Genomic DNA, 22,704 nt, shown 5'->3' on the forward strand with positions numbered 1-22,704 from the left:
GGCAACTTGATGATTAATGAGGCACTGTGTCCTGGATAACATCCAGAACAATCTGGTTTTTCTGAATATATCTTAGTCGGAAAGCAAACATAATCGCCGCTGATGTCAGGCCAGAGATAAAGCCAATCCAGAAACCCGCCGCGCCCATTGGTTCAACAATCCAATTGGTGTACGCCAATATGTAACCCAGTCCAAGACCGATTGGCCAATAGGAGATCAAGGTAATAAAGAAGGCACTGCGGGTGTCTTTATATCCACGCAGGGCTCCGGCTGCCACTACCTGAATGGAGTCTGACAGTTGATAAAGTGCGGCAAGCAGCATAAGCGACCCCGCCAGTGTCACGACTTCCGGGTTGCCGTTATACAGCATGGCAATATCATGACGCAGCAATATGGTAAGCACTGCCGTCACCATCGCCAGAGAGAAAGAGAGCCCCAGTCCCACTTTAGTGACTTTGGCTGCAATTTCCCATTGATCCCGACCCAGGTAATAGCCCACGCGAATCGATACTGCGATACCGATGGAAAGCGGCAACATAAATACGATGGATGAGAAGTTCAGTGCAATCTGGTGACCCGCCACCACAATTGAGCCTAATGGTGCCAACAAGAGTGCAATCACCGCAAACAGACTCACTTCAAAGAAGAGTGACATGGCAACTGGAAGACCGAGCTTTGCCATGTCCCACATGGTCTTGGCATGGGGCTTAAAAAATTGCTCGAACAAAGCAATCTCGCTGAACCTCTTATGGAAGCGGATATAAACGGCCATAGAAAGGAACATGGCCCAGAACACCAGCGCAGTTGCAACCCCACAACCGGCACCGCCCATAGCTGGCATACCAAAATGGCCATAGATAAGGATATAGTTGGCGGGAATGTTTACCGCCAGGCCAACGAACCCAATGATCATGGTGGGCAGGGTATAGGAGATGCCTTCAGCACAGCCGCGCAGCACTTGATACAACACAAATGCCGGGGCGCCCCACATGATGCCATTGATATAGCCCAGAGTGAGCTGATGCAATTTGGGTTCAAGCTCCATAAATTGCAGGATGAAGTTCGCACTGCTTAAAAACAGAATCACACCGATACTGCCGATTATGGCAATATAAGCAGCCTGTTGGGCCAAAGGGGCGATAGCTTTCGGATTATTGGCGCCGTGATGGTGAGCAAACATTGGCGTAAAGGCCATCAACAGCCCCTGGACAAACAGGATTGCCGGCAACCAAAGGCTGGTACCAACGGCAACGGCGGCCATATCAACAGCGCTGACCCGGCCTGCCATCACAGTGTCGATAAAGCCCATCATAGTCTGAGTGACCTGGGCAATAAGCACTGGCAACGCCAGTTGGATCAATCGTTTGGCCTGAAAGCCCGTATGATTCATGGAAAAACCTATAAAAAAGCGAGTGGAAAATGTTTACTGGTATTGTACAAGCCACCTGTGAAGTGACTGCGATTCAAAAAAATGATGGATTCCACACCCTGGAAGTGGCCATTCCTGCCGCGTTATGCGAAGGCCTGACGACGGGCGCAAGTGTCGCAAATAATGGTGTGTGTCTGACAGTCACACAGATCGCGAATGATAGGGTGTTTTTTGACGTAATGGAAGAGACCCTTAAGTTGACTAACTTGTCAGATTTACAAACTGGAAGCTGGGTCAATATCGAGCGTTCTTTGACCTTCGGCAGCGAAATTGGTGGACACATTTTATCGGGCCATATTCATACCACTGCTGAAGTGGTTGAGGTCAGTGATACCGACGAACATTACGATGTCAGAGTCAAGGTTGAACCAAGCTGGATGCGATACATACTCTATAAAGGTTTTGTAGGCATTAATGGTTGCAGTCTGACCGTGGGAAAGGTTGATGAAACCAGCTTTTGGCTACATTTGATTCCAGAGACATTGAAGCTGACTAACCTGAAAGCCGCCACGGTTGGCAGCCGTATTAATATAGAAATAGACAGTCAAACTCAGGCTATTGTTGATACTGTTGAAAGAGTCCTCGCCGCCAGGTTTGCGGGTCAATAATACTGTTCGTCATCCGCGTCTACATGAACTTCAATTTTTTTGTGGAGCTCATCGACATGCAACCTCAAATGTATGGGGTTGCAGCACACGCGGCAATCTTCAAAGTACTCCTGATCACCATTGCTGCCATCTATATCTATATGCTGATGATGCCCACAGTGTGGGCAATGAATAGTGTTGGATTTGAGCTTCATTACTCGGCTCCCAAATAGCCTGTGGCACTGCGGCCACCATCTACCGCGATGACCTGGCCTGATATATAGGGAGCCTGTGCCAAAAACACAGCCAATTGAGCAATGTCCCCGCTCTGGCCACAGCGGCCGAGAGGAATATGGGCGGTGACTGCTTGCTGCTTCTGGTCGCTGCTGCCGTGAGGCCAAATGATCGCACCCGGAGCAATCCCATTCACCCTGACATCAGGCGCCATCTCCAGTGCCAGTGAACGGGTTGCCATCTCCAATCCTGCCTTAGCAACAGAGTAGAGTCCATAATCCTTTAAGGGTCGTTGGCCGTGAATATCAACAAGGTTTAGAACGCTGCCCTGGCTTCGCGCCAGCATCTTGCCCAGTTCCCGGGATAAAAAGTAGGGCGCCAGCAGGTTCGTCTGTAACATGGCCTGGGCATCGCTCATGGTGACGGAAGCTAAGGGCATCGGCTTGAAAACGGAGGCATTATTGACCAGCACTGTCAGCGACGGCAGTGTCGCTTTGACCTCATCGGCTAACTTCAGAATGTCCTGTTCACAGCTCAGATCCGCATGAAACCCTTGTGCTGAGCCACACCTTATTAGGTTGAAACTATCAACCAAAGCCTGAGCCTCACCCTTTGAGTGTAAATAGTGGATAGCCACATTAAACCCTGCCTGATGAAACTGCCTGGCGATTTCGGCCCCCACACGTTTGGCTCCACCTGTGATAAGTACCCAGGGTTCTTCCATGTCGATTCCTTTATAGTGATGTTTCAGTTGGAGCTAAGCATAGCTTGTTGTTGTGCACACAATGTGGCGGATCGCTGCCTGAAACTCAAGAGATTACCTGCAAACCTGCGAGCCTGAATCTTAAAGCCAAACCTCAACATTTACAGGGGCAAAGGAGAGGGCAGCAGGTTGCTCCGCTAGTGGGTTTCACGTACACTCCCATCCCTGCATCCGGAAATGTAGAACTCCGTACTGTTCTGTCGCCGGGATGCAACTTTCTTCTTTTATTTTTATCACCAAGTGGCCCTGCGTATGGGTCACCACTGGAATAAGGATTTTACATGCCTGTAATTACTCTTCCTGACGGCAGCAAACGCGAATTTGACCGTCCAGTTTCCACTCTTGATGTTGCAGCCGATATTGGCCCTGGTCTGGCAAAAGCCTGTATCGCCGGTCGTGTTAACGGTGAGCTGAAAGACGCCTGTGACCTGATCGAACAGGACAGCGAATTGTCTATCATCACCGCCAAGGATGCCGAGGGTCTTGAGATCCTGCGTCACTCATGCGCCCACCTGCTGGGTCATGCCATCAAGCAACTGTGGCCAGAAACCAAAATGGCTATTGGTCCTGTGATCGACAACGGCTTCTATTATGACGTTGACCTGGAGCAAAAGCTGACCCAGGAAGATCTGGACAAGCTGGAAAAGCGCATGCAGGAGCTGGCCAAGACTCACTACAACGTGGTGAAGCGTGTGGTGAGCTGGCAGGAAGCCCGCGATGCATTTGAAGCACGCGGTGAAACCTACAAGATGGAAATTCTGGATGAAAACATTGGCCGCGATGAAACTCCGGCTCTGTATCATCACGAAGAGTACACTGACATGTGTCGTGGCCCGCACGTTCCAAACATGCGTTTCTGCGAACACTTTAAACTGATGAATGTTGCCGGTGCCTACTGGCGCGGTAACTCAGACAACAAGATGCTGCAGCGTATCTATGGTACTGCCTGGGGTGACAAGAAAGCCCTGAAAGCGCACATTGTTCGTCTGGAAGAAGCTGCCAAGCGTGACCATCGTAAGATTGGTAAGCAGCTGGATCTGTACCATATGCAGGAAGAAGCGCCTGGTATGGTGTTCTGGCACAACAATGGTTGGAGCCTGTTCCTGGAGCTTGAGCGTTTCGTTCGTCAGAAGCTGGGTAACTACGATTACCAGGAAGTAAAAGGTCCACTGATGATGGACCGCGTGCTGTGGGAACGCAGTGGTCACTGGGACAAGTACTCTGAGGCCATGTTCACTACCAGCAGCGAAAACCGTGAGTATGCTATTAAGCCAATGAACTGTCCAGGTCATGTTCAGATCTTTAACCAGGGCTTGAAATCTTACCGTGACCTGCCATTGCGTATGGCTGAGTTCGGTTGCTGTCACCGTAATGAGCCTTCTGGCTCCCTGCACGGTCTGATGCGTGTGCGTGGCTTTACTCAGGATGATGCTCATATCTTCTGTACTGAAGAGCAGGTTCAGGCTGAGGTAAGCAGCTGTATCAAGATGGTATATGACACTTACGCGACTTTCGGTTTCGAAAACATCGTGGTGAAGCTGTCTACCCGTCCAGAAAAGCGTATCGGTGACGATGCAATGTGGGACCGTGCTGAAGAAGCTTTGAAAGAAGCACTGCGCAGCAATGGTATCGAATTTGAGGTTCTGCCGGGTGAAGGTGCCTTCTACGGTCCGAAAATCGAATTTACTTTGCATGATTGTCTTGACCGTGCGTGGCAATGTGGTACCGTGCAGCTCGACTATGCACTACCGGGTCGTTTGGGTGCGACTTATGTGGCTGAAGATAACAGCCGTCAAACCCCTGTGATGATTCACCGTGCAATTTTGGGCTCCCTGGAGCGCTTCCTCGGTATTCTTATTGAAGAATATGCAGGTAAATTCCCTGTTTGGTTGGCGCCAATGCAGGCTGTTGTCATGAATATCACTGACAAACAGGCGGATTATGTTGAAGAAGTCGTCAAATCCTTCAAAGAACAAGGCATTCGTGCATCTTCGGACTTGAGGAACGAGAAGATTGGCTTTAAAATACGCGAGCACACTTTGAAGCGTGTACCATTCCTGCTTGTTGTAGGCGATCAGGAAATGGAAAATCAGGAAGTAGCGGTGCGAACCCGTGATGGTGTTGACCTGGGTAAATTCAAGATCGAAGCATTTGCCGACATGGTCAAGAAACAAATTTCGCTCCGTAGTCTCAATCTGTTGGAGGAATAGGTCATAAAGATCAAAAAAGCAGGGCGTCAGGCTGCCCCAAACCGTATCAACGATGAAATCACTGGTGTACCAGAGGTTCGTTTAAACGGCGTCGATGGCGAGCAAATCGGTATCGTAAGCATTCGTGAAGCTCAGAACACGGCTGATGAAGCCGGTCTGGATCTGGTAGAAATCAGCCCGAATGCAGAACCGCCAGTCTGTCGCATTATGGACTACGGAAAGTATCTGTTCGACAAAGCTAAAGCAGCTAAAGAGCAGAAGAAAAAGCAAAAGCAGATTCAGGTTAAGGAAGTTAAATTCCGTCCTGGAACTGACGAAAACGACTATCAGGTAAAACTACGCAACCTGATACGTTTTCTGGAAGACGGAGACAAAGCGAAAATTACGTTGCGTTTCCGCGGCCGGGAAATGGCTCACCAGAACCTGGGTATGGATCTTCTGAACCGTATCAAGGCTGACCTGGAAGAGCTGGCAGTTGTGGAATCCTTCCCGAAAATGGAAGGTCGCCAGGCTGTAATGGTTCTCGCGCCTAAAAAGAAATAGTAGGGCAACCTTCAAAGTAAAAGGGGGTTGACTGAGGTCAACCCCCTTTTCGCCTTACGTTTTATTAATCATCCCAATGCGGAGTTTTAGATATGCCTAAAATGAAGACCGACAAGGGTGTTGCTAAGCGTTTTAAGAAAACCGCTAATGGTTTCAAGCGCAAGCAAGCCAACCTGCGTCACATCCTGACCAAGAAGAGCACCAAGCGTAAGCGTCACCTGCGTGCTAAATGTCAAGTAGCTAAAGCTGATGTGCCAGCAATCGCACGTCAACTGCCATACGCTTAATTTGAGGAGATAGAAAGATGCCAAGAGTTAAGCGTGGTGTAACCGCTCGTGCTCGTCACAAGAAAGTTCTGAAACTTGCTAAAGGTTATTATGGCGCTCGTAGCCGTACTTTCCGCGTTGCTGTTCAGGCAGTAACTAAAGCTGGTCAATATGCTTACCGTGACCGTCGCCAGAAGAAACGTCAATTCCGTCAACTGTGGATTGCTCGTATCAACGCGGCTTCTCGTCAGAATGGTCTGTCTTACAGCCGTTTCATCAACGGTCTGAAGAAGGCGTCAATCGAAATCGATCGTAAGATTTTGGCTGACATCGCTGTATTCGACAAAGTAGTTTTCGCTACTCTGGTTGAAAAGGCAAAAGAAGCTCTGGCTAAGTAATTAGTCGTTGATTCTGTTAAAAAGGGACCTTCTGGTCCCTTTTTTCGTTCTGGCGTAAGTTGTGTAGATGCCCCCACGATATTCCTCAAGCCGTTATTCCCATCATCAAGCTCAACCTCCCGAACTGAGCATTCCCTATAGACCAACTTTCCTCAAACCCCTGGCTGTTTTCCTTAGAATGTCAGTGGGTGGCAGGTCTTAATTGCTACCCAGGTCTTGCCCGTACCGCCCGGGCTGTGGTGAGACAATTTGGGCCAATGGCTGTCCATGTATTGCCTGACTGAGAGGCGCTTCGCTTGCTGTAATTGAGTGGCGATATTATCTGAGCAGATTCTCTGCCTTAGCTCATTATCCTTGCCAGGATGCCTACTCTCCGATTGATAGAGGGGAGGGGGAGGAGCGAAGACTTGGCAAATTTAACAAATAAAAAAGCAGCCCGGAGGCTGCCTTTTGTTGTCTCTTTTGCAGGTTACTGGGCATCCAGGAAGCGTTCAGCGTCCAGAGCCGCCATACAACCTGTACCGGCAGACGTAATTGCCTGGCGATAGATGTGGTCCATTACATCACCGGCAGCGAAGATACCTTCGATACTGGTTTGTGTGGCGTTACCTTCAAGACCACTTTGCACTTTCAGGTAGCCGTTGTTCATTTCCAGCTGACCCTCGAAGATACCGGTATTAGGGCTGTGGCCGATGGCTACGAACACACCAGCGACTTCCAGATCTTCAATGCTGTCATCTTTGGTAGAGCGGATTTTTACGCCGGTTACACCCATCTGATCGCCAACCACTTCTTCCAGAGTGCGGTCCAGGTGCAGTACAACGTTACCATTTTCCGCTTTATCCAGCAGACGGTCCGCCAGAATTTTCTCTGAGCGGAAGCTGTCGCGACGGTGGATTACGTGAACCTCTGAAGCGATATTGCTCAGGTACAGTGCTTCTTCAACAGCAGTGTTACCACCACCGATAACGGCAACTTTCTGGTTGCGGTAGAAGAAACCATCACAGGTTGCACAGGCGGATACACCACGACCTTTAAACTCTTCTTCAGAAGGCAGGCCCAGGTACTTGGCTGATGCGCCGGTAGCGATGATCAGAGAATCACAAGTGTATTCGCCATTGTCGCCAAACAGACGCAGTGGGCGAGTGCTGAAATCGACTTTGTGGATATGGTCAAACAGGATCTCTGTATTGAATTTCTCGGCATGTTTTTGCATACGCTCCATCAGACCCGGACCTGTCAGATCATCCGGATCACCTGGCCAGTTTTCTACTTCGGTAGTCGTGGTCAACTGACCACCTTGCTGCATACCTGTGATCATCACTGGGTTGAGGTTGGCACGCGCAGCATAAACGGCTGCTGTGTATCCCGCAGGACCTGAACCTAAAATCAAAAGTTTGCAATGTCTGGCTTGGCTCATTGTTATCTCCGTGCCTTAAATAAATTGCGCCGATTGTAGGGAATTTAGCACCCGGGGTAAAGCTAACTCCCCGATTGCTTCAATCGAAAAAGGGAGCCGCAGCTCCCTTGATTCTTAAACCAAACTTTACAGCAGGTTAGTTGGATCTACAAAGGCCATGTTATGTGTCTCAGCGACCTCTTTACAGGTAATCTTTCCATGCATCACGTTCAGGCCATTCAACAGGTGCTTGTCAGCAAGCAGTGCCTGCTTATAACCTTTCTCCGCCAGTCTGATGATGTAGGGCAGGGTAACGTTGTTTAACGCAAAGGTTGAGGTGCGGGCTACCGCGCCTGGCATGTTGGCTACACAATAGTGGACAACATCATCGACGATATAAGTCGGCTCCTGGTGAGTCGTTGCCTTGGAGGTTTCAATACAACCGCCCTGATCAATCGCAACATCTACGATGGCGCTGCCTGGCTTCATGCGAGAGATCATATCGGCGGTTACCAGCTTGGGCGCTGCAGCGCCAGGGATCAGTACACCACCAACAACCAGATCTGCTTCCATTACGTGACGCTCAATGGCATCGGCCGTAGAGTAGATAGCCTTTACGCTGGAGCCAAACTGAACATTCAAACGACGCAGGGCATCAACGCTGCGGTCCAGTACAACCACATCTGCGCCCATACCTACAGCCATTTGTGCGGCATTGGTACCGACCATGCCGCCGCCGATAATCACAACTTTAGCAGGCTCAACACCGGGTACGCCACCAAGCAACATGCCGCTGCCGCCTTTGGATTTTTCCAGTGCCATGGCACCGGCCTGAATAGACATACGGCCGGCAACTTCAGACATAGGTGCCAGCAATGGCAGGCCTCCACGGTCATCGGTTACTGTTTCATAGGCGATACATACCGCGCCGGAGGCGATAAGTTCTTCTGTTTGTGGGAGGTCTGGAGCAAGGTGGAGGTAAGTAAAGAGAATTTGGTCTTGTTTGAGCATGGCGCGCTCAACTGCCTGGGGCTCTTTCACTTTAACGATCATATCAGCAGCATCGAACACTGCTTTGGCGGTTTGAAGTATCTCGGCACCGGCGTCGATGTAATCCTGATCTGTAAATCCGATTCCCATCCCTGCCTGGGTCTCTACCAAGACATTATGCCCCTTTAAGGTGAGCTCGCGAACACTGGCTGGCACCATGCCTACACGGTATTCGTGGTTCTTAATTTCCTTGGGTACACCAATAATCATCTTTGAGCCTCTTCTGATAAAAAACCCATTTTTCATAGGTATATTTGTTATTTTATGCTTCCTGAAGGTGATTCTTTCAGGGGTTTCTAGTATAGTATCGAGTTAGCAGTTAATGCTGCTGAACATTCGACATACACAATATAAAATATCGTTTTAACCCTAAAACAAGGTTAATACTATGCCATATAATAAAAAGAGTCCTGTAAAAGACTTAGATCGGATAGATCGCAACATTCTTAACGAACTACAAATTGATGGTCGTATCTCCAACGTAGAACTGTCAAAGCGGGTTGGTCTGAGTCCAACTCCATGTTTGGAAAGAGTGAAGCGTTTAGAGAAACAAGGTTATATCAACGGCTACACAGCCCTGGTTAACCCGCACTTCCTCGGTGCTTCTCTGCTGGTCTTTGTTGAGATTACCCTGAACCGTGACACCCCTGAGGTGTTTGACAAATTCAATCGCGCTGTACAACTGCTGGACGACATTCAGGAATGCCACCTGGTATCCGGCGATTTCGACTATCTGTTGAAAACACGCGTATCTGATATGTCTGCCTATCGCCGTTTGTTGGGTGAGACCCTGCTGAAATTGCCAGCGGTTTCTGATACCCGCACTTACGTAGTGATGGAAGAAGTTAAGCAAACCAGTCGAGTGGCGATTCAGCCTCTTGCTGCGAAAGAAGCATAATTTCGAAACGATAAAGGGCCTGCGGGCCCTTTTGTTTTACAGACAGTTTTTACCCTGCATCAATTTCTTTACAGCATTTCATCTTCTGCATTAGAAATCGCCCATCAAAGGGGGATTCGCTGCATATTCATGGAGTTTCTGATATCTTAAAGCCAATTGTATCGATTTTTACGGAATGCTTGGCTTGTCTCAGGGAACTCGCGTTAATACGCTTACCGGATTACAACGGCTGCAGGAAGGCGGCTTATTAATCACCTGTATGCTGGCGACTTTTATTTTGCTGGCGTTAAGCAGCTTTCATCCGGCCGATCCGGGCTGGAGCCAAACCAGTTATCAAGGTGAAATCCATAACCTTACAGGTGCTGTCGGGGCGTGGCTCGCCGACGTGCTGTTTTATTTCTTTGGGTATACCGCCTATTTAATTCCATTCGTGGTGGCCTTTACCGGCTGGTTGCTTTTCAAACGAACCCATAAATTGTTGGAAATAGATTACTTTTCTGTCGGTTTACGGTTGGTCGGCTTTATTCTGATGGTATTGAGTCTGGCTACGCTGGCCAGTATGAATGCCAACGATATTTATGAGTTCTCTGCCGGTGGCGTTGCCGGTGATGTTATTGCCGACGCCATGTTGCCCTATTTTAATACACTGGGGACGACTTTGCTGTTGTTGTCCTTTGTCTGTGCTGGCTTTACCCTGTTTACCGGCGTGTCCATGCTGGTGTTGGTGGAAGTGACCGGCATGGTGTGTATTAAGTCAGTGCTTTGGTTGTACCATCTGCCAGAGCGTCTCAAACAGGATACCTCAGAAACAGAAGATACCCGGGGCTTCATGTCTCTGGTGGATAAGTTCCGCGAGAGAAGGGGCGGGGTAGACCAGCCTCATGAAGATGAACTTGATGAGAAGCCCGAGCACGATGGGCTTGAGGCCGATTCTCAGGCCAGTGGTCTGGTATCAAGATTCTCCGGCATGCTGAAGAAAAAACGCGAAGAGCCTGAACTGGTAGAGGTCGAAGCAGAAGCTGAAGTTGTTAACGCCCGTGTCGAGCCTAAACTTGCTGCTGTTGTGGACGAAGAAACCGAAACTCCACCCTGGGAGGAGCCTAAGTCTGCTGAAGTGATCGACTTCGACAGCAAAAATTCTGTGGGTGGCGTCAACGCCAAAGCACGCCTGGATGCCAGCAAAGCAAAAGTGGTTGATGGCATCATTACCATTCCGGGACAGGACATTGTCCCTCCTAAGCCAACCACGCCGCTGCCGGATATCAGTCTGTTGGATGTGCCAAACCGCAAACATAATCCTATCAGCCAGGAAGAGCTGGATCAGGTGGCACGACTGGTAGAAGCCAAATTGGCGGACTTTAATGTTGTCGCAAATGTTGTGGGGGTATTCCCAGGCCCTGTAGTCACCCGTTTTGAGCTTGAACTGGCGCCTGGTGTGAAAGCATCCAAGATTACCAACCTGTCCCGCGATTTGGCCCGTTCTTTGTTGGCTGAGAGTGTTCGCGTAGTAGAGGTGATCCCGGGCAAGGCCTATGTGGGCCTGGAAATCCCCAATAAATTCCGCGAAACCGTGTTTATGCGGGATGTACTGGACTGTGAAAAGTTCACCAGCAGCGAGTCAAACCTGACCATGGTGCTTGGAGCTGATATCGCCGGTGAACCGGTTGTCGTAGATCTGGGTAAAATGCCCCACTTGCTGGTAGCGGGTACCACAGGCTCTGGTAAGTCCGTTGGTGTGAACGTCATGATCACCAGTTTGCTGTATAAGTCCACGCCTGATGATGTTCGCTTTATCATGATCGACCCCAAGATGTTGGAACTGTCTGTGTATGAAGGCATCCCACATCTGTTGTGTGAAGTTGTGACCGATATGAAAGAAGCGGCCAATGCACTGCGCTGGTGTGTTGGTGAGATGGAGCGTCGCTACAAGCTGATGTCTGCGGTAGGTGTCCGTAATTTGAAAGGCTATAACGCCAAGATTGCCGATGCTAAAGCCAAAGGTGAGCCCATTATGGACCCACTTTGGAAATCTTCTGATTCCATGGAGCCAGAAGCGCCTGAGCTTGAGAAACTGCCATCTATCGTTGTGGTGGTGGACGAGTTTGCTGACATGATGATGATTGTCGGCAAGAAGGTTGAAGAGCTTATCGCCCGTATTGCGCAAAAGGCCCGTGCCGCGGGGATACACCTTGTGCTGGCGACCCAGCGCCCTTCGGTGGATGTGATCACTGGTCTTATTAAGGCCAACATTCCAACTCGTATGGCGTTCCAGGTATCGTCGAAAATTGACTCCAGAACCATTTTGGATCAGCAAGGCGCAGAAACCCTGTTGGGCATGGGTGACATGCTGTATCTGCCTCCGGGTACCAGCGTTCCTGTGCGGGTTCATGGTGCTTTTGTGGATGACCATGAAGTGCATGCGGTTGTGGCCGACTGGCACGCACGTGGCAAACCTCAGTACATTGATGAGATTTTGCAGGGTGCCAGTGAGGGCGAGCAGGTATTGCTGCCGGGTGAAGCTGCCGAAGGCGATGAAGAATTGGATGCTCTGTACGATGAAGCGGTTGCCTTTGTAACAGAAACCCGCCGTGGATCAATTTCCAGCGTGCAGCGTAAATTTAAGATTGGTTATAACCGGGCTGCCCGGATTATTGAGCAGATGGAAATGCAGGGTGTTGTCAGTAGTCAGGGCCATAACGGTAACCGTGAAGTACTGGCTCCACCTCCACCAAAATAACATTGCAGGTGAAACAGGATATGAAAAAGCGCGTCAGTTTTTCCTTGGTAGCTATGGCCTTGGCATTCAGTGCCGGTGCCATGGCGGATGATGCCGCTTCATTGAAGCAAAAGCTGGGTCAACTCGATGGCATGAGTGCGGATTTCCAGCAAACCGTCACAGACGTGAATGACAAACAGATACAGCAGGGGCAGGGCGTCATTGCATTGGCCTCGCCCAATCGTTTGTACTGGCACTTAACGTCGCCTGACGAGTCCATGATAGTGGCTGATGGCAAGGATGTATGGATTTATAACCCCTTCGCGGAAGAGGTCACAGTACTGGGCATAGATGAAGTGATTGCCGCATCGCCGATTGCGCTTTTGGTTCAGCAAGATGATAAGGTCTGGCAGGACTATGGGGTGACCAAAGCCGGTGACTGCTACCAAATCAAGCCCAAGAGCCTGGACAGTCAGGTGGTTGGCGTAGATGTTTGTTTCAAGGGTGACACCCTGTCTCAATTCAGTATTCTGGACAGTCAGGGCAATAACAGCCTATTTAAGCTCAGGGGACAAAGAGCGCTGGACGCCAGGGATGACACCTTGTTCAAGTTTACGGTACCGGAGAACGTCGACATCGACGACCAGCGTACCGGAGAATAATGTGTGACCAGTATGAGTTTTGATTTTGCGCCTGATTTCCGGCCGTTGGCGGCGCGTATGCGTCCCAGAGAGATGTCGGAATATATTGGTCAGGCGCATCTGTTGGGTGACGGCCAGCCGCTGCGTAAGGCGCTGGAGGCAGGACGAGCCCACTCCATGTTGTTCTGGGGGCCACCAGGTACGGGTAAAACCACCCTGGCCGAATTGGTAGCCCACTACGCCAATGCCCACGTTGAACGTATCTCGGCCGTGACTTCAGGGGTAAAAGAGATACGTGCAGCGATTGAACAGGCCAAAGCTGTCGCCCAGGCCCGTGGTCAGCGTACGCTGTTGTTTGTGGATGAGGTCCATAGATTTAATAAAAGTCAGCAGGATGCGTTTCTGCCTTTTATTGAAGATGGCACAGTGATCTTTATTGGAGCCACTACAGAAAACCCATCGTTCGAAATCAATAATGCTTTGCTATCCCGTGCCCGGGTCTACCTGATCAAGAAGCTGACTCCTGATGAGATTAAGCTGATGGTGACTCAGGCGCTCAATGATGACGAGCGTGGCCTGGGCAAACGTCAGTTGAACATGCCTGACGAGGTGTTGGAGCAGCTCGCCCAGACCTGTGATGGTGATGGGCGTAAGTCCCTTAATCTGCTTGAGCTGATGAGTGATATGGTAGCCGATGGTGGCACCTTCACTCTGGATATGCTGACTCAGGTAGCCGGGGTCCAGCTTGCTGGCTACGACAAGAACGGCGATCTCTATTACGACCTGATCTCTGCAGTACATAAATCCATCCGAGGTTCTGCGCCTGATGCCGCTTTGTATTGGTATTGTCGTATTCTCGAAGGTGGTGGCGATCCTTTATATGTTGCCCGTCGCTTGTTGGCCATCGCTTCGGAAGATATAGGTAACGCCGATCCTCAGGCCATGACAGTCGCGATCAATGCCTGGGAGTGTTTTCATCGGGTAGGGCCAGCAGAGGGTGAACGGGCCATTGCACAGGCGGTGATTTACCTGGCAAGTGCTCCCAAAAGTAATGCCGTATACACTGCCTTTAAAGCGGCGAGAGCACTCGCACGGGAGACAGGAAATCAGGGGGTGCCTATGCATCTGCGCAACGCACCCACTGGACTGATGAAGGACATAGGATTCGGCGACGGATATCGCTATGCTCACGACGAGCCAAATGCCTATGCTATGGGCGAAAACTATTTCCCTGAGCCACTGAAGGACAGTCGTTTCTACTTCCCCACCGAGCGGGGATTTGAAAAACGGATTAAAGATAAGTTGGCTCAGCTGGTACAGCTCGATTCTATCAGTGAGAACAAGCGTTATGATGACTAACATTTTGTTTGTCGCCATGGGCGGAGCCATTGGAGCCGTATGCCGTTATTTGATATCAATATTTATGATCCAGGTATTTGGCACCGGATTTCCTTTTGGTACACTGCTGGTTAACGTATTGGGCTCCTTTGTTATGGGAGTCATTTATGCATTGGGGCAGGTGAGTCATGTCAGTCCGGAACTCAAGGCCATGATAGGTGTTGGTTTGCTGGGCGCATTGACAACGTTTTCCACCTTTTCCAATGAAACCCTGTTATTAATGCAGGACGGCGAATGGCTGAAAGCCGGCCTTAATGTGGTGCTGAACCTGACTATCTGCCTAGCTGTAGTATATATGGGCCAGCAACTGGTCTTTTCTCGCGTTTAACTATTAAGAAAATAAGACATGTTAGATCCAAAATTTTTGCGCACTGAACTGGAAGTGACAGCGGAACGCCTGGCGACCCGCGGCTTCATCCTTGACGTTGACCGTATCCAGAAACTGGAAGAGAAGCGTAAGTCCCTGCAAGTTGAAACCGAAGAACTGCAGGCCAAGCGTAACTCCATCTCCAAGTCCATCGGTCAGGCCAAGGCCCGTGGTGAAGATGTTGCTCCAATCATGGCTCAGGTCGGTGATCTGGGTTCTCAGTTGGATGCCAAAAAGCAAGAGTTGGCGGATCTGCTGAGTGAAATTTCCGGTATCGCAATGACAACGCCTAACCTGCCGGACGAGTCAGTACCTGTTGGTGCCGATGAAAACGAAAACGTTGTTGTTCGCAGCTGGGGTGAGCCTCGCAGCTTTGACTTCGAAGTAAAAGATCACGTTGATCTGGGCGAAGGTCTGCAGGGCCTGGACTTCAAGAGTGCGGTTAAAATCACCGGCTCACGCTTTATCGTGATGAAGGGGCAGATTGCCCGTATGCATCGTGCTCTGGCAGCTTTCATGCTGGATACTCACACTCTTGAGCACGGTTATACCGAAGCCTACGTTCCTTATCTGGTTAATGCAGACAGCTTACTGGGTACAGGTCAGTTGCCAAAGTTTGGTGAAGATCTGTTCCACACCAAGCCAGCGACTGAAGAAGGCCAGGGCCTGAGCTTGATCCCAACTGCGGAAGTGCCACTGACCAATCTGGTTCGTGACACTATCGTTGATGAAGCTGAGCTGCCAATCAAGCTGACTGCTCACACGCCTTGCTTCCGCTCTGAGGCTGGTTCTTACGGTAAAGACACCCGTGGTCTGATCCGCCAGCATCAGTTCGACAAGGTGGAAATGGTGCAGATTGTGAAGCCGGAAGACTCCATAAATGCCCTGGAAGAGCTGACAGGCCACGCTGAAAAAATCTTGCAAAAGCTGGGCTTACCGTATCGCACAATGGTATTGTGTACTGGCGACATGGGGTTTGGTTCCGCTAAAACCTATGATCTGGAAGTATGGCTGCCAGCGCAGAACACTTACCGTGAAATCTCCTCTTGCAGCAATATGCAGGACTTCCAGGCGCGTCGTATGCAAGCCCGTTACCGTGGTGGTGATAACAAGCCAGTCTTGTTGCACACTCTGAACGGTTCTGGTCTGGCAGTGGGACGTACTCTGGTAGCGATTCTGGAAAACTATCAGAACGCGGACGGTACCATTACAGTACCAGAAGCGCTGCGTCCATACATGGGCGGTCTGGAAAAGCTGGGTTAACAGCCGGTTTCCAGCCAGCTATAAAAACTAAAACTAAGCAGTAACAGCGTTATTTAGGGATTTGGTCAGTTCGATATGGATAGCAGTATTTTATACTTGCGCTGGCTGTCCTATGTTGCAGTGATTGCCGTCTTTGTCGGCATCATGTTTGCGACCTTTGGGGAAGCCATAGTGCTGATTATGGAAAATGTCGGCAAATAACCGATAACTCAACTCGCTTAATGAAAAAGCCCCGCATCGCGGGGCTTTTTGTATTTGGCTGTCAGTGACCAGAACGCTGATCAACATTCAATAAGCTTGCCGTTTGGATTGTCTCTGAAACTCCTTACCGGCAGTTCAGAAGTATTTGGCTCTGACCATGGCATCCATGCCGCCATCGACGAACAGCACACTGCCTGTAATAAAGGAAGCCTGCTCAGATATTAAAAAACCTACTGTAGCGGCAATTTCAGCGGGCTGACCTGCACGTCCCACAGGTGCAACAAATTTCTTTACTGCTTCGCCAAATCGTGGGTCTTCTTTTGAGGCCTGATGCAGTGGAGTCTCCACTGCACCCGGAGCCACAACGTTGATGCGCAGCCCTTTATTGCCTTCTGCTGCCGCTTGCTGGCGGGCCCAGCAGGTGACAGCGTACTTGGAGGCTGCGTAGCTGATTTGAGGCGCATTGGCACTCTGAGCCAACTGGCGGGTTTGAGTTTCATCACCACCCAGCATGGCATCAACCATAGCGTGTGGACCTGCCAATTGCGCGGTTGCTGCAACCGAACCTATGACAACCACTGCAGGATTATCATTTTGATAGAGATCTGACTTCAACCCCTCTACCAGTTCGGTGACACCAAAGAAATTGACCGATGTAATAAGTGCGGCGTCAGGCGCTGTAACGCCAACACCTGCGCAGCATACCAGTCCGGACAACTGTCCTTTCGCCAGCGCTTTAACATGTTCGATGGCGGCATTACGCCCCTGAGGTGAGGACAGGTCAGTACTGACCTGAGTGAATTTTTCATCGGTTTGGCGGTCAATGCCGATAATAGTATGGCCCTGGTTGGCCAAAAGCTCACATACTGCTGCACCAATCCCGGAAGCGCTGCCGGTAACTGCAATAACTGACATTCGTGACTCCTGTTTGTCCTTGTTTTTGTTATTCGACACCGGTAGGCAATGTTTGTCCTCGTCCGGCGAGACTAGCTTTCCTTGCTTTTTAATCTGAACGTTTGTCCGGCTTAACCCTAACCTTATCCTAAACCTTCTGGAAACTGAGCCTCTGTGGCCTTACTGCGATAACGTTCAACGGGAACTGGTCGAGCCTTGATATTCAGTGGTGTCAGTTTCGGTAAACCCCTGATGCTCGTTTGCCTCCTGCTGTGATGAGTGTTTATCTGATGTCACGGAATGACGCTTAAGACGCACCAGCAGGATAACAGAGCCCAGTACACTGATGTTGCTGATTAATATCGCCATACGCAGAGAGTCACTGCCAAACCAGGGCGTCAGTATATCGCTGATTGCGCCTGCAACGACCGGACCGACTCCAAACCCCAGTAGAGTAACCAAAAGGGTTTGCAGCGACACTGCGATTCCCCGGATTGATGGCGCAACCCATTCAGTCAGTACCGCCATACTGGGACCGACCCAGAATACTGAGAAGAAACCCGCCAGGGCACATGGCAACATGGCAAGGGGAAGTCGAACATCACCCAGTTGCAGGTAGTATTCGCTGGGGAACAGTAAGTAAATTAATAGCGCCAACAGACCGAGCAGGTGACCTTTGATGGCCAAATCCAAAGGGCTCTTTTGGCCATGTTGTTTGTCTGCCAGATAGCCACTTAGCAGCATGCCGGTAGCAGATGCGCCTCCGGCAATGGTGCCAGCAAGGAGTCCTGCATTTTGCAGGCTCATACTGTGACTGCGTACCAGAAAAGAAGCGTTCCACATAGCATAGGCGTTAGAACCCAGGGTACCCAGGGCAGCAGCGAGAATAAGCAGGCGTATCCGTTTATCCTGCCAGAGTGTAATCACTGCGGGCCAAATACCTTTAAGCAAACTTTCACCGCGATGATGAGTATTTGGTGAACGAGTTGACTGGTGACGTTCAGGCTCCCTTATCAACCAGAGCGACAATGCCAGGGGTAAGACAGGCAATGCCACCAGTGCAAAACTGTCGCGCCAACCTATCAGGTTCACTATATAAGCACCAAGACTGAGGGCGAGGATGGCTGAAAATGTTGCTGCTGATGAGAAAATACTGATGGCAAAGGCACGTCGATTTATTGGATATACATCTGAGATCAGAGAAATGGATGCGGATGCGACCGGAACCTCTGCCACGGCAACCAACATTCGCAGCCCAATAAGCACCCAGAGCGCCTCGACTCTTGCTCCTAACCAGGTGGTAACAGTCCAAACAAAGGTACAGAATGCCAGCAGGTGAGTGCGGTTGACTCTATCTGCCACTCTTCCTGCGGGGAGGCACAGCAGGGCGAACACCAGCGCAAAGGCCAGGCCGGTGACGACTCCCATTTGCGCATCTGATGCGTTGAACTCCTGCTTTATCGGTTCAATCATTACTGCCAGGATCTGCCTGCCGGTAAACATTTGGATATAAACAGCGGTCAGCAGAAGCAGCAGTCCATGCTGCTTCACAAAAGCCCTGATGTTATTCACCGGGTCAGCTCTGACTGACTTGTTGACGTTCCCGTGCCATAGTCATTGCTGTATCGTCAATCATATCTTCCTGACCTCCGACAGTCCCCCGACGACCAAGTTCAAGCAGGATATCCCTTGCCGGTACCCCGTATTTCTTCTCTGCGCGTTGGGCAAACAGCAAGAATGAGGAATAGACGCCGGCATATCCCAGAGTCAGAGCATCACGGTCGATACGGATAGGCTGCTCCATCATGGGCACAACCAGATCTTCAGCCACATCCATAATGCCGTAAAGATCTATGCCATGGTTAACCTGCATACGCTCAAGCACAGCCACAAACACTTCCAGCGGTGTATTACCCGCTCCTGCGCCCAATCCCGCTACAGACCCGTCGATACGGTTTGCCCCTGCTGCCATTGCAGCCAGAGAGTTGGGGATACTCATACCAAGATTATGGTGACCATGGAAACCTATCTCTGTGTCCGGTTTGAGGTGCTGTCGAAGCAGCGAGATACGGTCAGTGACGTCCTGAGGCAACATATAGCCAGCAGAATCTGTGCAGTAGATGCAATTAGCACCATAGGATTCCATCAACTTAGCCTGTTCCAGCAGTTTTTCTGGCGTGATCATATGGGCCATCATCAGAAAACCCACAGTGTCCATGCCAAGCTCTCGGGCAAGGCCAATATGTTGGCCTGAAACATCGGCTTCGGTGCAGTGGGTAGCGACCCGAATTGTATTTACGCCCAGATCATGTGCCATACGCAGATGGTCCACTGTGCCTATTCCCGGCAACAACAGTGCAGAAATTTTTGCCTGGGTCATCTGTGGAATGACCGCACTCAGATACTCTTCATCGCTATGGGCGGGGAAGCCATAATTCAGTGATGCACCACCCAGACCGTCGCCATGGGTCACTTCAATCAAGGGGACACCGGCTTTGTCCAGACCCGTTGCGATGTCGACCATCTCTTTAAGGCTGATCTGATGTCGTTTTGCATGCATGCCATCACGCAGGGACATATCATGCAGTTTGACTGTTCTTCCTTTCAAATCCATGAGTCTTTTCCTTATCCCTGAGTAGATGATCCCAACATGGTATCCGCCAGCATTTCGGCGGTGCGTGCGGCTGATGCCGTCATAATGTCCAGATTGCCCGCATAGGTGGGCAGGTAGTCACCCAAACCTTTGACTTCCAGAAACACTGACACTTTTCGGCCATCGAATACCGGACCATTCTTCAGCTTGTAGCCGGGTACATAACGCTGCACTTCGGCGATCATGGCGTGAATCGACTCGGTAATGGCTTGCTGATCAGGGGTGTCTTCGGTCAAGCAGTGAATGGTGTCACGCATAAGCAGCGGTGGCTCGGCAGGGTTAATCACGATAATGGCCTTGCCCTTGTCTGCACCGCCCACTTGCTCTACGGCACCTGCAGTGGTTCGGGTAAACTCATCGATATTCTGACGTGTCCCCGGGCCTACAGATTTGGACGACACAGTAGCGACAATCTCTGCATATTCCACAGCCTGTACTCTGGATACCGCGGCAACCATAGGTATGGTGGCCTGGCCGCCACAGGTCACCATATTCACGTTCATGGTGCCTGGCTTTAGTCCATCCAGATTGACAGGAGGGACACAATAGGGACCAATTGCCGCCGGTGTCAGGTCAATCATCAACACGCCAAGCTCATTAACTTTACGCGAGTTGTCTGCATGCACATAGGCCGAGGTGGCATCGAACGCGATACGAATATCATCCGCTTCGATATGGGGCAGCAGCCCATCAACGCCTTCGGCTGTGGTTTTAAGACCGGCTTCCCGGGCGCGGGCCAGACCTTCGGAATCAGGATCTATTCCCACCATCCATACCGGCTCCAGTATCTCGCTGCGCTGCAGCTTATACATCAGGTCGGTGCCGATATTTCCCGAGCCTATCAATGCACACTTAATTTTGTTCATTATGCTTCCTATCCATCTTGGTGAAGCGGGTCATTCGCAGAAACTCACGCTGCAGTCGCCCATGCCTTCAATCGTCATAAAGAAGTGGTCGCCGGCTTTGGCATCGATTAATGGAGCCAGGGCACCGGAAAGTATAATTTCGCCTTTTTTAAAGGGGATACCGTACTGACCAAGCGTATTGGCAAGCCAGGCGACGGCCTGAGCTGGGTGTCCCTGAACTGCGCTTCCAACACCTTCACCCGCTGGCTGATTGTTGTGGTAGAGCTTCATTTGGACTGCAGCCAAATCCAGGGAGCGTGGGTCGATTCTTTGCTCGCCAATGACAAAGACGCCACAGGACGCATTATCAGCCACGGTATCGACAATGGAGATGCACCAGTCCTGAATGCGGGAATCGACAATTTCAAAGCAGGGCGCGACCCACTCAGTGGCATCCAGTACCTGCTCGGCAGTAATCCCCGGGCCAACCAGATCTTGCTTCAGGCAAAACGCAATTTCCCCCTCGGCTCTGGGCTGGATCAGGCCTGCTTGCTTGAGGCTCATAGTCGACCCTTGTGGGTAATGCATACTATCTGTCAGAAAGCCAAAGTCCGGCTGATGAACATTGAGCATTTGCTGCACAGCCTTACTGGTCACTCCTATCTTTTTACCGATCACCTGTTCACCGTTAGCCTGCCGTAACGCCAGGGTCGACAGTGAAATTTGGTAGGCATCGTCTATGGTCAGGGACTTATCTTCTGAGATCAGTGGTGGCAGGGTTTGCCTGTGTGTCAACGCATGAAAAAGTCGCTCACCCCAATGCCTGTGCTTGTTGTCAATCATGCTTTGCTCCTCTGACAGCATCAGACCAGAGATCTGGCAAGCCGGGATCCGTTTGTCTGATAAGACGTTTCAGCAGCAGCTTGAGCGCAGTGACATCACCGCGGCCGATTTCATCCACCAGGTCGTCTTCTATGGCTTTGGCCTGAGCGATTTGACCAAGCGAAGCCTGATGGCCTTTATCTGTCAGGGCATATTTCTCGCCAATACAAGTGACCAGCCCGGAATGGACCAGCTGGGCCATCTGGTTTTCATCCAGACTTTGACCCGTGTATTCGATGTGGGCGTTAAGACTGGTCAGGTCAATGCCACCTTGAATTGCCAGTACGGAAACAGCGAAGAAATGTGCCGGACTTAAGTCAAATCTTGCCAGCTCCTTTTGCATACCCTGCATCATTTGAAAGTGGGCTCTTCCCAGCAGGTATCCGAGCAGATCTTCGTTGTAATTACAGTCCAGTGGCTCTTCGCTCTGACTGAGCTGCACGCCCTCCCAGGGCTTGCGGGCAGTCAATGCGTATTGACCGCATTGGAACGCCAGAGGTGGTAATGTTGAGTGATCGAAATCGAGGACTTCACCAATAAAGATGATGTGGTCGCCGCCGTCATGAACAAAGGCGGTTTTACATTGGAAGCGGGCACTGCACTGTCCGATTAACGGTGCACTGGTTACCCCCTGATCAAGCGCAAGGTCTTTAAATTTGTCTTCCCCTTTAGAGGCAAAACGGTTGGACAGATCCTGTTGGTCCATAGAAAGTACGTGGACATTCCAGTGTTCTGCCTCTGTAAACACCGGCAAACTCATGGCTGTTTTGGCAAGGCTCCACAGCACCAAAGGTGGCTCGAGGGACACAGAGTTAAAACTATTGGCTGTCAGGCCGACAGGTGTGCCATCAGATGCCCGGGTAGTGATAATAGTTACCCCAGTTGTGAAGGTGCCCAACGCATTTCTCAGGGCTTTTGGATCAGGTTTGGTCGCCGACATAGCAGACTCCTCATGGTTCAGCCGTCATCCAGAGGCGGACGTGATAATGCTGCCAGTATCCGCAGCCCTATAATCTTCTCCATCGTTGATACGGACTAACGCCGGTTGGCTTGGAACACTGTCAGCT

The 22,704-nt window shown here is 50.6% G+C and carries 23 protein-coding genes; 12 read left to right on the forward strand and 11 right to left on the reverse strand.

From position 1 onward, the window contains the following. Positions 1 to 13: 13 nt before the first annotated feature. A complete protein-coding gene (locus L2725_RS14310; RefSeq protein WP_249249558.1) occupies positions 14 to 1,390 on the reverse strand; it encodes an MATE family efflux transporter in 1,377 nt (458 codons plus the stop codon). Positions 1,391 to 1,419: 29 nt separating this feature from the next. Between L2725_RS14310 and L2725_RS14315 the strand changes: the two genes are divergently transcribed. After that, positions 1,420 to 2,037: a riboflavin synthase subunit alpha gene (locus tag L2725_RS14315; RefSeq protein ID WP_249249559.1), complete on the forward strand. Its 618-nt coding sequence runs from the start codon at positions 1,420 to 1,422 to the stop codon at positions 2,035 to 2,037. Here the strand turns inward: L2725_RS14315 and L2725_RS14320 are convergent. Both L2725_RS14320 and L2725_RS14325 read right to left on the reverse strand, forming a co-directional pair. Continuing rightward, on the reverse strand, positions 2,031 to 2,231 hold the full coding sequence (locus tag L2725_RS14320; RefSeq protein WP_115138813.1) for a CPXCG motif-containing cysteine-rich protein: 201 nt from the start codon (positions 2,229 to 2,231) through the stop codon (positions 2,031 to 2,033). The two genes, L2725_RS14315 and L2725_RS14320, sit on opposite strands and share 7 nt — an antisense overlap. Further along, a complete protein-coding gene (locus L2725_RS14325) occupies positions 2,231 to 2,974 on the reverse strand; it encodes an SDR family oxidoreductase (protein ID WP_249249560.1) in 744 nt (247 codons plus the stop codon). Before L2725_RS14325 ends, L2725_RS14320 begins: the two co-directional genes overlap by 1 nt. Positions 2,975 to 3,294: 320 nt before the next feature. Between L2725_RS14325 and thrS the strand changes: the two genes are divergently transcribed. The 4 genes from thrS (at position 3,295) to rplT (ending at position 6,430) form a co-directional block, all read left to right on the forward strand. After that, positions 3,295 to 5,223, forward strand: coding sequence for a threonine--tRNA ligase (gene thrS, locus L2725_RS14330; protein WP_115138815.1), 1,929 nt, complete (start codon positions 3,295 to 3,297; stop codon positions 5,221 to 5,223). Between the two features lie 3 nt (positions 5,224 to 5,226). Continuing rightward, positions 5,227 to 5,766 carry a translation initiation factor IF-3 gene (gene infC / locus L2725_RS14335; RefSeq protein WP_115138816.1) on the forward strand — a complete coding sequence of 180 codons (540 nt, stop codon included), beginning with the start codon at positions 5,227 to 5,229 and terminating at the stop codon, positions 5,764 to 5,766. Between the two features lie 92 nt (positions 5,767 to 5,858). Then, positions 5,859 to 6,053, forward strand: coding sequence for a 50S ribosomal protein L35 (rpmI, locus tag L2725_RS14340; protein ID WP_115138817.1), 195 nt, complete (start codon positions 5,859 to 5,861; stop codon positions 6,051 to 6,053). A gap of 17 nt (positions 6,054 to 6,070) precedes the next feature. Next, positions 6,071 to 6,430, forward strand: coding sequence for a 50S ribosomal protein L20 (gene rplT / locus L2725_RS14345; RefSeq protein WP_115138818.1), 360 nt, complete (start codon positions 6,071 to 6,073; stop codon positions 6,428 to 6,430). Between the two features lie 469 nt (positions 6,431 to 6,899). Here rplT and trxB read toward each other — a convergent pair whose 3' ends face one another. Both trxB and ald read right to left on the reverse strand, forming a co-directional pair. Further along, positions 6,900 to 7,850, reverse strand: coding sequence for a thioredoxin-disulfide reductase (gene trxB, locus L2725_RS14350; RefSeq protein WP_249249561.1), 951 nt, complete (start codon positions 7,848 to 7,850; stop codon positions 6,900 to 6,902). Positions 7,851 to 7,976: 126 nt separating this feature from the next. Further along, positions 7,977 to 9,089, reverse strand: coding sequence for an alanine dehydrogenase (ald, locus tag L2725_RS14355; protein ID WP_249249562.1), 1,113 nt, complete (start codon positions 9,087 to 9,089; stop codon positions 7,977 to 7,979). 178 nt (positions 9,090 to 9,267) lie between these two features. On the opposite strand from ald, the gene lrp reads away from it, so the two are divergent. The 7 genes from lrp to L2725_RS23250 all read left to right on the forward strand — a co-directional run bounded on the left by lrp (position 9,268) and on the right by L2725_RS23250 (position 16,363). Beyond that, positions 9,268 to 9,777 (forward strand): leucine-responsive transcriptional regulator Lrp, encoded by a 510-nt coding sequence (lrp, locus tag L2725_RS14360; RefSeq protein ID WP_115138820.1) that lies wholly within the window; start codon positions 9,268 to 9,270, stop codon positions 9,775 to 9,777. A 184-nt stretch (positions 9,778 to 9,961) separates the two neighbouring features. Beyond that, on the forward strand, positions 9,962 to 12,514 hold the full coding sequence (locus L2725_RS14365; RefSeq protein WP_249249563.1) for a DNA translocase FtsK: 2,553 nt from the start codon (positions 9,962 to 9,964) through the stop codon (positions 12,512 to 12,514). 20 nt (positions 12,515 to 12,534) lie between these two features. Further along, entirely contained in the window at positions 12,535 to 13,155 is a 621-nt protein-coding gene (lolA, locus tag L2725_RS14370; RefSeq protein WP_249249564.1) for an outer membrane lipoprotein periplasmic chaperone LolA, read from the forward strand. A gap of 3 nt (positions 13,156 to 13,158) precedes the next feature. Further along, positions 13,159 to 14,493, forward strand: a complete 1,335-nt coding sequence (locus L2725_RS14375; RefSeq protein WP_115138823.1) for an AAA family ATPase — start codon at positions 13,159 to 13,161, stop codon at positions 14,491 to 14,493. After that, the gene (gene crcB, locus L2725_RS14380; RefSeq protein WP_115138824.1) at positions 14,486 to 14,860 is read left to right on the forward strand and encodes a fluoride efflux transporter CrcB; all 375 of its coding nucleotides are present in this window, start codon (positions 14,486 to 14,488) and stop codon (positions 14,858 to 14,860) included. Before L2725_RS14375 ends, crcB begins: the two co-directional genes overlap by 8 nt. Positions 14,861 to 14,878: 18 nt before the next feature. Then, complete coding sequence (gene serS / locus L2725_RS14385; RefSeq protein ID WP_249249565.1) at positions 14,879 to 16,162, forward strand: serine--tRNA ligase; 1,284 nt, start codon at positions 14,879 to 14,881, stop codon at positions 16,160 to 16,162. A 75-nt stretch (positions 16,163 to 16,237) separates the two neighbouring features. Continuing rightward, on the forward strand, positions 16,238 to 16,363 hold the full coding sequence (locus L2725_RS23250; protein ID WP_283106449.1) for a hypothetical protein: 126 nt from the start codon (positions 16,238 to 16,240) through the stop codon (positions 16,361 to 16,363). Between the two features lie 135 nt (positions 16,364 to 16,498). On the opposite strand, the gene L2725_RS14390 is transcribed toward L2725_RS23250, so the two are convergent. From L2725_RS14390 to L2725_RS14415, 6 genes are all read right to left on the reverse strand, one after another. Then, positions 16,499 to 17,278, reverse strand: a complete 780-nt coding sequence (locus L2725_RS14390) for an SDR family oxidoreductase (protein WP_249249566.1) — start codon at positions 17,276 to 17,278, stop codon at positions 16,499 to 16,501. A 174-nt stretch (positions 17,279 to 17,452) separates the two neighbouring features. Further along, complete coding sequence (locus L2725_RS14395) at positions 17,453 to 18,829, reverse strand: MFS transporter (protein WP_249249567.1); 1,377 nt, start codon at positions 18,827 to 18,829, stop codon at positions 17,453 to 17,455. Between the two features lie 4 nt (positions 18,830 to 18,833). After that, on the reverse strand, positions 18,834 to 19,871 hold the full coding sequence (gene dmpG / locus L2725_RS14400) for a 4-hydroxy-2-oxovalerate aldolase (protein ID WP_249249568.1): 1,038 nt from the start codon (positions 19,869 to 19,871) through the stop codon (positions 18,834 to 18,836). Positions 19,872 to 19,882: 11 nt separating this feature from the next. Beyond that, entirely contained in the window at positions 19,883 to 20,779 is an 897-nt protein-coding gene (locus tag L2725_RS14405) for an acetaldehyde dehydrogenase (acetylating) (protein ID WP_249249633.1), read from the reverse strand. Between the two features lie 27 nt (positions 20,780 to 20,806). Then, complete coding sequence (locus L2725_RS14410) at positions 20,807 to 21,598, reverse strand: fumarylacetoacetate hydrolase family protein (protein ID WP_249249569.1); 792 nt, start codon at positions 21,596 to 21,598, stop codon at positions 20,807 to 20,809. Further along, positions 21,591 to 22,577, reverse strand: a complete 987-nt coding sequence (locus L2725_RS14415; protein WP_249249570.1) for a flavin reductase family protein — start codon at positions 22,575 to 22,577, stop codon at positions 21,591 to 21,593. The genes L2725_RS14410 and L2725_RS14415 overlap by 8 nt, the downstream gene beginning before the upstream one ends. Positions 22,578 to 22,704 lie beyond the last annotated feature (127 nt).

The sequence above is a fragment of the Shewanella corallii genome (assembly GCF_023349125.1).
GTDB lineage: Bacteria > Pseudomonadota > Gammaproteobacteria > Enterobacterales > Shewanellaceae > Shewanella > Shewanella corallii.

What these genes read in the sequence shown, in the direction of transcription:
- L2725_RS14310 (WP_249249558.1), bottom strand. Translation starts at nt 1,390, where the DNA reads ATGAATCATACGGGCTTTCAGGCCAAACGATTGATCCAACTGGCGTTG.
- L2725_RS14315 (WP_249249559.1), top strand. Translation starts at nt 1,420, where the DNA reads ATGTTTACTGGTATTGTACAAGCCACCTGTGAAGTGACTGCGATTCAA.
- L2725_RS14320 (WP_115138813.1), bottom strand. Translation starts at nt 2,231, where the DNA reads ATGAAGCTCAAATCCAACACTATTCATTGCCCACACTGTGGGCATCAT.
- L2725_RS14325 (WP_249249560.1), bottom strand. Translation starts at nt 2,974, where the DNA reads ATGGAAGAACCCTGGGTACTTATCACAGGTGGAGCCAAACGTGTGGGG.
- thrS (WP_115138815.1), top strand. Translation starts at nt 3,295, where the DNA reads ATGCCTGTAATTACTCTTCCTGACGGCAGCAAACGCGAATTTGACCGT.
- rpmI (WP_115138817.1), top strand. Translation starts at nt 5,859, where the DNA reads ATGCCTAAAATGAAGACCGACAAGGGTGTTGCTAAGCGTTTTAAGAAA.
- rplT (WP_115138818.1), top strand. Translation starts at nt 6,071, where the DNA reads ATGCCAAGAGTTAAGCGTGGTGTAACCGCTCGTGCTCGTCACAAGAAA.
- trxB (WP_249249561.1), bottom strand. Translation starts at nt 7,850, where the DNA reads ATGAGCCAAGCCAGACATTGCAAACTTTTGATTTTAGGTTCAGGTCCT.
- ald (WP_249249562.1), bottom strand. Translation starts at nt 9,089, where the DNA reads ATGATTATTGGTGTACCCAAGGAAATTAAGAACCACGAATACCGTGTA.
- lrp (WP_115138820.1), top strand. Translation starts at nt 9,268, where the DNA reads ATGCCATATAATAAAAAGAGTCCTGTAAAAGACTTAGATCGGATAGAT.
- lolA (WP_249249564.1), top strand. Translation starts at nt 12,535, where the DNA reads ATGAAAAAGCGCGTCAGTTTTTCCTTGGTAGCTATGGCCTTGGCATTC.
- crcB (WP_115138824.1), top strand. Translation starts at nt 14,486, where the DNA reads ATGACTAACATTTTGTTTGTCGCCATGGGCGGAGCCATTGGAGCCGTA.
- serS (WP_249249565.1), top strand. Translation starts at nt 14,879, where the DNA reads ATGTTAGATCCAAAATTTTTGCGCACTGAACTGGAAGTGACAGCGGAA.
- L2725_RS23250 (WP_283106449.1), top strand. Translation starts at nt 16,238, where the DNA reads ATGGATAGCAGTATTTTATACTTGCGCTGGCTGTCCTATGTTGCAGTG.
- L2725_RS14390 (WP_249249566.1), bottom strand. Translation starts at nt 17,278, where the DNA reads ATGTCAGTTATTGCAGTTACCGGCAGCGCTTCCGGGATTGGTGCAGCA.
- dmpG (WP_249249568.1), bottom strand. Translation starts at nt 19,871, where the DNA reads ATGGATTTGAAAGGAAGAACAGTCAAACTGCATGATATGTCCCTGCGT.
- L2725_RS14410 (WP_249249569.1), bottom strand. Translation starts at nt 21,598, where the DNA reads ATGATTGACAACAAGCACAGGCATTGGGGTGAGCGACTTTTTCATGCG.
- L2725_RS14415 (WP_249249570.1), bottom strand. Translation starts at nt 22,577, where the DNA reads ATGTCGGCGACCAAACCTGATCCAAAAGCCCTGAGAAATGCGTTGGGC.